At 37.2% G+C, this 11,561-nt stretch carries 6 protein-coding genes and 3 pseudogenes; 7 read left to right on the top strand and 2 right to left on the bottom strand.

All coding sequences use genetic code 11. From position 1 onward, the window contains the following. The first annotated feature begins 469 nt into the window (after positions 1-469). From J2Z34_RS16995 to J2Z34_RS18020, 4 genes and pseudogenes are all read left to right on the top strand, one after another. Positions 470-994 carry a universal stress protein gene (locus J2Z34_RS16995; RefSeq protein ID WP_209461066.1) on the top strand — a complete coding sequence of 175 codons (525 nt, stop codon included), beginning with the start codon at positions 470-472 and terminating at the stop codon, positions 992-994. A 238-nt stretch (positions 995-1,232) separates the two neighbouring features. Next, entirely contained in the window at positions 1,233-2,642 is a 1,410-nt protein-coding gene (locus J2Z34_RS16990) for a hypothetical protein (protein ID WP_209461065.1), read from the top strand. Positions 2,643-2,705: 63 nt separating this feature from the next. Continuing rightward, positions 2,706-3,657, top strand: a pseudogene (locus tag J2Z34_RS18025) (IS256 family transposase); the annotation flags it as partial. 169 nt (positions 3,658-3,826) lie between these two features. Continuing rightward, positions 3,827-3,970: pseudogene (locus J2Z34_RS18020) on the top strand (hypothetical protein); the annotation flags it as partial. Positions 3,971-3,998: 28 nt separating this feature from the next. Here the strand turns inward: J2Z34_RS18020 and J2Z34_RS16965 are convergent. Beyond that, on the bottom strand, positions 3,999-4,178 hold the full coding sequence (locus J2Z34_RS16965) for a hypothetical protein (protein WP_209461060.1): 180 nt from the start codon (positions 4,176-4,178) through the stop codon (positions 3,999-4,001). Between the two features lie 274 nt (positions 4,179-4,452). Between J2Z34_RS16965 and J2Z34_RS17690 the strand changes: the two are divergent. After that, positions 4,453-4,641, top strand: a pseudogene (locus tag J2Z34_RS17690) (IS256 family transposase); the annotation flags it as partial. A 474-nt stretch (positions 4,642-5,115) separates the two neighbouring features. Here J2Z34_RS17690 and J2Z34_RS16960 read toward each other — a convergent pair. Next, positions 5,116-8,163, bottom strand: a complete 3,048-nt coding sequence (locus tag J2Z34_RS16960) for an Alw26I/Eco31I/Esp3I family type II restriction adenine-specific DNA-methyltransferase (protein ID WP_209461059.1) — start codon at positions 8,161-8,163, stop codon at positions 5,116-5,118. Positions 8,164-8,448: 285 nt separating this feature from the next. Between J2Z34_RS16960 and J2Z34_RS17835 the strand changes: the two genes are divergently transcribed. After that, positions 8,449-8,580 carry a hypothetical protein gene (locus tag J2Z34_RS17835; protein ID WP_280922346.1) on the top strand — a complete coding sequence of 44 codons (132 nt, stop codon included), beginning with the start codon at positions 8,449-8,451 and terminating at the stop codon, positions 8,578-8,580. 577 nt (positions 8,581-9,157) lie between these two features. After that, positions 9,158-10,399, top strand: a complete 1,242-nt coding sequence (locus tag J2Z34_RS16955) for an ISL3 family transposase (protein ID WP_209461058.1) — start codon at positions 9,158-9,160, stop codon at positions 10,397-10,399. The last annotated feature ends 1,162 nt before the right edge of the window (positions 10,400-11,561 follow it).

Raw genomic sequence — 11,561 nt, 5'->3', positions numbered from 1 at the left:
CAATCGGAAAAATTGCATTCGGGTCATCAATGCTTTCCTGCATCTGATGGCCATTCTTTTCCCCTCAACGATTCTTTCCTAATAAATTATATCATACAAACATTTACAATTTCGTTACATTTGACAATATTTGCAGACTTCCTGTCTCATTTTGACATCTGGACCGGCAAAGTCCAAATCAGTATGGATTCCATTCTGATTTTGCCGTCTCGTCCATTCCATATACATATACTAATAATATTTTTCACATGAACAAACTGTGTTGTTTCTTAATTTTGATAGTATTCTCTTTGCACATTGTGTAAACTCAAGTTTTACCAAAAATTAAAGGATTATAATGAAGATATAGACATCCGAATTGATCTGGCTGGTTGAAATTCAGCTCAGGTTTCGGATACTTCATGATATCCATAGCTGATTGAACCCATGGGTATCAATTAACATAAATACTCTGTTAGGAGGGTTAAAAATGAAAAAGATGCTTGTTCCAATCGATGGTTCTGACGCTTCAAAAAAGGCGGCAGCAAGGGCAATTGAATTTGCTAAGCAATATGGCAGTGAGATTACATTCCTTACGGTAGCTAAAGCTCCGGACTTGTCACAGTACGGCATGGCAGATGCAACAGATTTCAATGAAGTTGTCGCAGGTGTAGGCTCAACCAGCGTAAAGAGTGCAGAATTTCAGGACAACACAGAATTCCATATCGAAAAGTCTGACCTTTTCCATGGAATGAAAGGAAAACAGACACAGATGCTCGATGACTTCTTAGCGAAGCTTGATACTACAGGAGTTCCATTCAACAAAGTAGTTCTGGAGGGTGAACCATCTGTTGAGATCCTCAAGTTCGCTGAAAAAGAGAAATTTGACCTGATTTTAATGGGTCGAAGAGGATTCTCTAAGCTTCGACGTTTCTTCATCGGATCCGTCACCCAGAGAGTTATCGCAGATGCTCCTTGCCCTGTTTACATCATGCATGAGGAAGACACAGTCTGATGATTAAGAAAATCTAAATCAAATCAAGAGGCGTCTGGATTAAGACTGCCTCTTTTCACGTAATTTATATAATTTTCAAAAAAAAGAATTTAATGCATTTACATGTAAATTGAGTTAAATATAATTAGCACTTTTTATATTTTCAACAAAGTAACATTATCCAATAAATTTGTTACATTATCATGATTACATGGAAAATATGATAAAATATATTAATAAATAATACTGGAGGATCATTATGGCAAAATCGAATAGGAATTGGCATCAGAACTTCTATGAATACATTGATTATATCGTTAATCACGATAACTATTCTGGATTACCGATATTAAGGTCAGATGATGGCAGTTATAGGTGGATTGCAGTTAAGCAAAGTAAAATTGGTAGGCAACGCATAGCATGGGCAGACAAAAAGGCTAGTGAATTCAACATTCCTAATGTTCCAGGAGTTTATGCTGAAGTAATGAGAATGTTACATCCAACAAAATTGAAAGTATGTCAGATATGTGGTGAAAGCTTATCAATATATTATTTTTATCCAAACTCCATATTTCTAAAAGCTCTTAAAAAGGAATTCGGGTATGATTTCACATCTTGTAATCACATTAGTGATATATGGGACATTTTGATTGAAAATGAAGTGCCTGAATTGACAGTCAGAAAATTCTTTAACAAAAAGTTTGAGTTTCCCCAAGAATATCTTATACTTTCAAAAAAAGATCTAATTGATAAATGCGAACAGTCATGTAGGCTTGGCGGTAAGACATATCTTGGTCCTGGGGCCATGTCGAACTTTCCGGATCGTTACGATGGATTTCACACATATAATAGGTGCTGTCGTGCTTTGGAAGATAAGGGTCGATCTTCTGAAAACCTAAAAAGCTACACAAAAGATCGCCGTGCTTATGAGTACTGGAGTGATGGTAATATTCATGCAGCAAACATGTATATGGGAAGTGATTTTTTTTCAAATACAACAGCAGATCATATCGGTCCGATATCACTAGGATTTGTTCACGATCCAAGATATCTACAGCCGATGGATTTTGGAAATAACGCGTCTAAAAGAGATAGATTACAAATTGATGATATTGAAAAAATACTTGAAGTTGAAAGTAGGACTCGTATTTACCCAATGTCTTGGTATTCCTCGACTATTTGGGAATATATAAAAATGAATTACAAATTTCAGCCCCAATACGTATCAACAGTTTATAGAGATATACTTAAACAAAATATGGTAAATTTTATGTTTATACTTGGGAATATTTTCGATAAGTGTACTAGCATAGGTGAGGAAGTACTAACCGAAATATTACTAAAGCCTAAATACGACTACTTCGCATCAAGTTATGGTTTTAATAACCTGGGTGACATCGTCACAACTTCTAAACGTCATTACACAGAACGAAATATAAATGAAATGAAGAGATTTAGTCGGATTGCGATTGATTCTGTCAAAGATTTTAACAGCAAGGAAAACCGAAATATCGATGCATTTCTCACTCAAGCGGAGATGAATGCATTGGATAGAGTCTGTACTTTAATTTCGAGCCGTGCAGAAATTTCCTTGATAAAGTTAAAAATTGAATCATTAATGCAAAACATACAATATAGATTATTAAGCACTATATCGAAGAGAGTGTAGAAAATTTTGTGTTTGGACCTCTGACTTAAGATTAGAATAGTCTTAAACCGGAGGTTTTTTAACATGGCAAAGATTAAAAGGGATCCAAGGCTGATGGAACTTGCTAAACAGTTTCTTGAAATTTACGACCCTACTACTGCCGATGATGTCTACGATGATTTAAAAGAAATGCTAGGTGGCACTATAGAATCAATGCTGGAAGCTGAGATGGATGATCACTTGGGGTATCCTAAAGGTGTTAATGTCAAACATCCTGAGAATACGCGAAACGGATTCAGCAAGAAAAATGTGAAGTCAACTGGAGGCCCAATCGTGGTCAATATTCCTCGTGACAGAAAAGGAGACTTTGATCCCAAGATTGTTGGAAAGTACAAAACAGATATCTCGGATATCGAAGAGAAGATTATCTCAATGTATGCCAAGGTATGACAACAAGAGACATAGAAGATCATCTGCAGGACATCTACGGGTTCAGCATATCAGCAAGCCAGGTTTCTACGATTACAGACAAAATCATCCCAATGATCAATGAATAGCAATCAAGACCTTTGGAACCAGTATATCCGGTAGTTTTCCTTGATGACATCAATTACCATGTGAAACAGGATGGGGCCATAGTCAATAAAGCCGTATACAACATATTGGCTTATACAATGGATGGCACAAAGGATATTCTGGGCATGTGGATTGGAGAGAACGAATCCTCTAAATTCTGGCTTTCAGTTTTGAACGGGCTTAAGAATCGAGGAGTCCAGGATATACTGATTGCCTGTATAGACGGCCTCACTGGCTTCAAGGAGGCGATTAATGCTGTATTTGGAAAGACGAAGATACAACGCTGATAATCCACCAAATTCGGTCATCCACCCGATATGTGAGCTACAAGGACATAAAAGCTCTCATGGCTGACCTCAAGCTCGTCCATAAGGCTCCTACAGAAAAGGCGGCATCGGTCAACCTGGACAAGTTTGAAGAGAAATTGAAAACCAAATATCCAGCCTGTGTAAAGTCTTGGCGAATTGTTAGAGCCGCGAAATTTTGACATAGAGTAGCCATGCTTGCCTGTCCGTAAATTGATGGATATACTGGCAGAGAGAAAGAATTGAATAGAAAGGAAAGAACCCCTCCCTGAATTCCGCCTACGAAACTGAATCAGAGAAGGGTTCCCACTAAAATTAATTAGCATGGTTATTTTATCAGAATTCAGGCTAGATAGGAAGGGGGAATCTCTCTTCGTAAGGAGCCATGAGGTAAATTTTTGTCCTGTTTGTGGAGGGTCACTTAGGGTTATTGGTTCCATGGGGAGAAGCTACGTTAAGACTAACGGCAATACAGTCAGGTTAGTCATTCGGAGGCTTAGCCAACGCCAGGTTGCAGCGACCCACAAGGTACCAGAAATACCATTGCTCTGCTCTTACGCCATGCGAGTGCCGGGGATGGCTCGCTCTGGAAGATCTCAAGCCACTGGATGAAGCCAAGTTCGTAATCCCGCATTGAATACGCTGAGAATCTTCTTTCCATAATTGACCGTCGCAAGAATCTTCGATCTACTATAGTTGCCTCCCAACTAGAACCTGCCGAGTGGTTGGATCAGATTCCCGTTCACCTTGCCGCAGAATCAATCACCAACAGAGTATCATCAAAGACGCATAGAATTACGATAAAGGGTATCAAGTCAATGATATCAATATAGGAAACTTTTAAAGCCACCCTTTGGGGTGGTATTGCGCTTCGCACCACTAGCTCTGCACTATGTGCGTTAATGGCTCTTTAACTGCGTGCACATGGCTCTATAAAAACGCTGTACGCATACCACAGGCAGCTACGGAAAGTGACCAAAACAAAGACAGTTTTCCCTATGGATACTGCTGTCATCAAAATTCTCTATCTTGCGACTATGGATGTTATGTCTAAATGGACTAAGCGTATTCGGAATTGGGATAAAATCGAAAGTCAGATTGAAATCTTGTTTGAAAACAGGCTTAACCCACAAAAATAGACTATCAACGTAAGTTGACAGTCTATTTGGAATGCGCGTATTGTAAAGCCAGAGAATCGATTTTCGATATGGTGCCTGAGCTTGTCTCAGCTCTCCTGTCCTGCTCCTATTCTCACTCTTCTTAATATCTTAAGTCATGTATAAACATAATTTAAATTACACTACCATATCGATTTGATATTGCTAACTCATTTTCGAGTTTTCATTCTCGGTAATTTGATGGTGAATTATTTATTAACTATTAGATTATTTCTCACCATTTCAGCGATCCTTTCATTTGACACTTTCAATTCACATTAAATAGCATAGATGAGAAATAAGGAAAGACTAACAAAGGTTATTAGATTAGTCTTTCCTTATTTCAATTTTATTAGTTTACAGAGAATTATTTGATACAATTTACAGAATCTACATTTAAAGTAACTACTACACAAACTTAACAAATTTTGGCTAGTGTTAGTTACATTAACTAGTCTAAAACAATCTAAGTTGTGTCGCTTTAAAATGAATATCGGCCATATCATTGAATATTGCTTGTGAAATGGATGTAAAGTAATCAATGTGGCTGATTTGATCTCTTAGTAGCTGCACATATTTAGATATAGCTATATTTTTATATACTGCTTCATGTCCAAAACCAATATTCTCTAAATCAGATATTGTATCGTATGCAGTTATTTGTAATTCTTCACTTATAGTTGGTGGTTCTGGAAATAATTCATCTGGTGAAAAGGACAAGTCTTTTCTTGTGCAAATAAGGATTACTCTCTTTCTTTTTTGTGGCACCCCAAAATGATGAGCAAAGAGCGTTCTACCATTAGCATTATATCCAAGCTCCGAGAACAATTGAATTATATTTCTATATGTTTCCCCATTTTGGAATGTTAATAACCCCTCTACATTCTCAAATACAATAATCTTGGGTTTTACCTTCGATACTATATCTGCAAAATCTCGAAATAATTGGTTCCTAGGGTCATCTACCTGCCTAAATCCAGCCATTGAAAATCCCTGACATGGTGGCCCTCCACAGATAATATCTGCTTCGTTTTCGAGAGCCGTTTGAACAATTTGCGACTTCGTTAAAGGATTAGTAATATCACCACATAGTATTGGAATCTCCGGATTATTCACTTTTAATGTCATACACGCACTTTCTTCTATATCTGTACTTAATATAGAATTGATTCCACCTGCTTTAAAACCAGCAGTCATCCCACCCGCTCCACAAAATAGATCTAACGAGCGCGAACAACCAGTCTTTCCCAAGATATTCTTTGCAATTTGGTATGCCAGAAGTACGGGAACTGCATTTCCAACTTGTTTTAATTGTTGATTCTTATTACCACAAAAATAATAGTCATCGTTAAAACTCTGAAATCTCGCAGCTTCTCTCACAGTAATAACTCTGTTATGAATTGGATGAACATAAGTACCATTTCCAGGTCTATTAAAATATGTTGTTATTGTATAACTTGGTTTTTTGTAATCAATACGACCATATAGAGTAGTTCTACCCCCTGTTTCTTTTATTCTTTCCAATCGTTTGGATTTACTTATAGTTTCTTGAGGAATATTTTTCCAATTTCCGCCTTGTGGAATAGGTTTAATCATTTCTAAGTCGAGGTCGCTAAGTTTGAATAATGTGTGATTGAGAACTCGATTGGATTTAATATCAAGATATTTATTATACAAGTTTGTGAGTACTTTTTCCTCAAATGAAGTTAATGAGTAACCACATTGGATTATTATTTCTTCTATTGAAATATTGCCTTCGAGTAATGAAGCTATTGTTGATAATTGTGTATTAGGTAAAATATATTTTATCTCGTTATAAAATTTTAATATAATTGACTTGTCATAATTGCCTGAATTGGCATCGATATTTCCCGATGTTGTATCAATACTACTAATTTCATATGCTTGACAGACCAATTCTTCAATCTCATCTAAAATTTCTGACGCCCCCACTTCAATATATTTTTTTACAAGTTGTCGTATTTCATTTTTATTCTTTGAATATATTGGCAGTGGTAACGCATCTAATTCATAATTATTTATATGATTATTACTACTTGTAAGCTTAAACAGCCAGTTGATCAATGAAGAATTTAGCACACCAATTAACCAGTCTAAATCTATATCTAAATTATTCTCATTAACTACAATAAAGTTACAAGAATTTCCTAATACTGTATTTGGTTTAATGTATGAAAAAATAACCCGCTTTTTTTTGCTTTGGTTAGCAATTTGCTGGCAAGCGATTCGGTGTACCTTAACATACCTCCCCTTTGGTGATTTTTTTATAAAATCTTCACTCACATAGTCAAAAGAGTTTTGTCGATTTATTTGAAATAAACCAATATTTCGCCCCCTGATAAGCCTGTATGGGCTTTCAACTGATGTAATATAATTTTTATCAATCGAGAGGTCAAGTTCACCCCGTAAGTTCTTTATACAAGTTATATCTTTAAGTTTCGGAAATTTATTTACTGCTTCTAAAACACGATACTCACTTTCTGTTAACACGACAATCGCGTTCTCACAATTTGAATTAGTTAAATCGTCAACATGTATATTTGTGGTGTTTTCGGGATTTTTATCATAATCCTTTGAAATATTAATAAAGTCTGTAGACTGACCTTTTTTTAGCAGTATTGCACATAAAGCCTGTTGAGCATCAACATATGAGCTATCTTCTCCCATAGTTTTTATTGAAATAATCTTGTAATTAAAAAGCATTCGATTTCTAAGCCTACTACAGGTCTTATCTGAAAGTATTGAACTAGGTATCAACAATGAACATTTGCCATTATCAGTTAAGTAATTTTCAATTATTTCTTCAACAAAAAGTTTGTACAAATTGAGTGTTCCTGTAGTTGAATATTGAAAGTGTTTTTGTGCCAATTCGCTTATTTGATAATATTTGCTCTTATCATTATTTTTTTCATTTTCATCAATATAGTGTGTATGTTCAGCCTTCAGATTCTTGTAAGGAGGATTCGTTGCTACAATATCAAATCTCCTCTCTGCAATTTCTTCTCCAAAAACATCCTTCAAACTTATAAATCGTATTTTTGAATCACCAACGTTAAAAAGTAATCCTCCACCAATATGTGAACGATAGTAGTCATCCGAAAGTGCAATGCCAAAAAACTCCAATGCAAAAAATGTCAAATTATCACGATAAATAGCTATCGCCTCTTCATTTATATCGCATACATAGATATTATTTATAAGTTCTTTTACTTGTTCTGAGGTTAATCCTAACTTTACACACCCCAGAATATATGCAAATACAAAATTGCCTGTACCAACACAAGGTTCAAGGAATCTCATCTTGTAAATGTTTTCAATTTCCTCTTTCGACATTTCACTTATTAGCTCATCCATCATTTTAACTGTAAGCTCTAATGATGTAAAATAACTACCAATTTGTTTTCTACGAAGTTTGTCCATGCTTTTTTCATAATTCTTACTACTCTCTTCAAGTTTTGCAAATAGCCTAACATCGAATTCCATATTCTAACCACCCATTATTTTATGTGATAAGCATAACATAGGCAAGCTTTCGAGACAATAAAAATGAGACGTTATGAGCAGAAAATATTCCATGCTACATCAGATATATTTTATTTGATAGATTTTTGATCGTACATAATATTCTTGAGGTGATGTAGTGAAACGATTTATTGTTCCTGTGGGAAGTCCTTCAAACAGCAGGGTGAAGCCTGACTCAGGAGCAGCCCAGGGAACCTCAATGAGTTTCACACCGTGTTCAACACACTTACCTCTTGGAGTTCTATAGTGGATAAATGCCTTTTAATGGAAGAAATTCAGATGCTTCCGCACTTTGTACTCCATGTCCTGGACAGCCTTGCCGCCCTCGTGGCAGACAGGACATTGGAACTTGGCATCAATCTTGAAGTCTATGTATAGATGGAGTTCATCAGCTTTTCCAGGTTGAAATCTTTGGACTTAGCGAAAAAGAGATCCTTAATCTGAAGTCCAACTGAAAAACACCTCATTATTAGACATACAAACAACCACATTTGTTTTTTGTATCAATTATATCAGTTTACTAAAGTGATGTTAACTTACCCCTTAAAACAGCGAAGACCCGTTTCATTCAACTTTCTCATAAATCTCAATAAATCAGGACAACTCATAAATTCATTTTAGAAGTGATGTTCCTTAGATAGTATAAAGATGAAATTGTACTGTATACAATAAAAGTAATTGTTTGAATCACTGATACTTATTGGTTATGAAATAAGAGGCTTCATTATTCATTATGGGTAAAACCACAACTCACTATTAAAAATTAATATTGAAAAGCTACCTAGTTCCCAGTAATGTATTAGCGGCCAAACACATACATGAAAGGGATGACCAGATGGCTTCTGCTAATACTTTATGCAAAATATTACTTAACGTCAATGGGGTTGTTGTTTCAGGCCATGACTTTTATACGGATTCTTATGGGGTGCAGCATCTTAAGATCAAGGCACGGCCATTGGCTTGGTATCAAAACCGTTGTCCGTACTGTGGCAACCATTGTCCTGACTACGATACAGTTGGTAAGGGCTCCAATACATGTCGAGGTCTGGATTTCGGCGGAATACTTATTGAGATTGAGGCACCAACCAATCGGATCAGTTGCCCTGAACACGGAGTCGTGACTGCCAACGTACCATGGTCATATCCAGGCAGCGGGTTCACCAGGGACTTTGACCTGACCACGGCATGGCTTGCAACATACCTTCCGCGTAGTACGGGTTCATCCTATATGCGGATTAATTGGGCTACTGTCGGCAAATGTATCAGTCGTTCTCTTAATGACATTGAGCCAGAAAGATCGAGAAGGCTTAATGGGCTTGTTAACATCGGCATTGATGAAACCAGTTACAAGAAAGGACACAAGTATATTACAGTTGTCCTAAATCATGATACAAACACTATTGTCTGGGCATCTGAAGGACATGGTAAATCTGTCCTTCAACGGTCTTATCGCCAGCTTACGCAAAAGCAGCTAGCATCCATAAAGGTGGTCACAGGAGATGGTGCCAGATGGATAACCGAGTGCGTGAATGAGTTCACGCCTGACTGTGAAGGCTGTGTGGATCCATTCCATGTTGTCGAATGGGCCATGCAATCCCTTGATGAGGTACGCAGGGAAGTTTGGCGTGAAGCCTATGTGGAACCTCAGCAGCTATCCAGCGAGAATCCACGTAAGCCAGGCAGACCCAAGCAAAATGACAAGGCTCTTGCCAAGGTAAAAGCTGCCAGAGCTAAGGCAGAAGAAATCAAGAACTCCGTATATGCTTTGGGCAAGGCTCCGGAGAATCTGACGGAAAAGCAGCAGCTCCGTATTCAGCTGATAGCATCCACCAATAAGCGATTGTTCCGTGGATTTAAGCTGAAGGAGAAGCTTCGCCTGACTCTGAAAATTCAGGACCCCGAAGAGGTTGAAAGAGAGCGGGCAGCGTGGTGTTGGTGGGCTAGTCATAGTCGTATACAAGCTTTCAAAGACCTGTATCAAAAGATAAAGCGGCATAAGAGGCATATCCTGAATGCAATCCGTTACGGAATGAGGAATGCCAGAATTGAAGCAACGAATAACAAGATAAAACTAATTGTTAGGAAAGCATATGGATTTAGGAATATCCAGAACATGCTAGATATGGTATATCTTGTATGCTCTGACTTAAAGGTTCCACTTCCTAACCGAAAATCTAAAGTGGCTAAATCAGCATAAATACTTGGACTGAGGCTATTTTTTCAGGTAGGCCAAAATCGTGATACAGTTCTTTTTACTCTTGTGCTTTTACATCGCCCATTTCAAAGTGCCGGCTTTCGTAAATATCAGAGGTTTGTTCCAACTAATCATAATGTAAGTGGAAATAAAATTCACATATTGCTAGAGTTTCACAGCATTCAGTAGGCATAAGTTATTTAAGGTATTTAAGTAATTCGGGGCAATCTAAGTATATCTGATCTGATTCATTCCAATCTTCAAATAATACATTGTTCCCACATGTGCATTTTCCATAATACTCCCGATAAAGAAGAATGTTGTCAATAAGAATTAATTTATAGCTTGATAAGTTTGTTTCCTTATGGCATATACATTTTGCTTTTATCATGTTTCATCTCCTTGAAATCATTATGTCCTAATAGTGAATTAATATACTTATAGTTGATGTCCTAGGTTCTTTTTTTCTGTGTATTTGAGTATTCCGGCTTACAGAACCTCCACATCCGTTGTAAAGAGTCACCCATTCCGATGGCTGGAGCCAGTGAATTTTATCAATGAATCCGTGATAGAGAGCCACTCTTGTAAGTATTAGAATAAAGTTGCGGTAATTGCCTTAGTATTTACGAGAGGAGGATAATAATTTATCGAAGGAAAAACAAATGGGAAGAATCGAACTTTCAGCAGTGTTCACTGTTTCTCCATCATGATTGTTTGCGGAGGCTGTGGTGAAGTGTTCCGCAGGGTTCAGTGGAGCAACCGGGGCAATATTGTCGCCGTCACAAGTCACAATAACGACCAAATCCTGGCTGGTATCGACGCTCAGCTTCAAAAGTTACAAGTAGAGTTATTGAAGCTTGACAGTTCCAAGGTGTTAGAGCCGCGAAATTTTGACATAGATTAGCCATGCTTGCCTGTCCGTAAATTGACGGATATACTGGCAGAGAGAAAGAATTGAATAGAAAGGAAAGAACCCCTCCCTGAATTCCGCCTACGAAACTGAATCAGAGAAGGGTCCCCACTAAAATTAATTAGCATGGTTATTTTATCAGAATTCAAGATAGAAAGGAAGGGGGATTCTCTCTGCGTAAGGAGCCACGAGATAAATTTTTGTCCTGTTTGCGGAGGTTCTCTTAGGGTTATTGGTTCGAGAGTAAGAAGCTAC

The organism is Youngiibacter multivorans (assembly GCF_017873395.1).
In the GTDB taxonomy this organism is placed as follows: domain Bacteria; phylum Bacillota; class Clostridia; order Clostridiales; family Clostridiaceae; genus Youngiibacter; species Youngiibacter multivorans.
The sequence above is the reverse complement of the archived record's forward strand: the minus strand, read 5'-3'. Positions and strand labels throughout refer to the sequence as shown.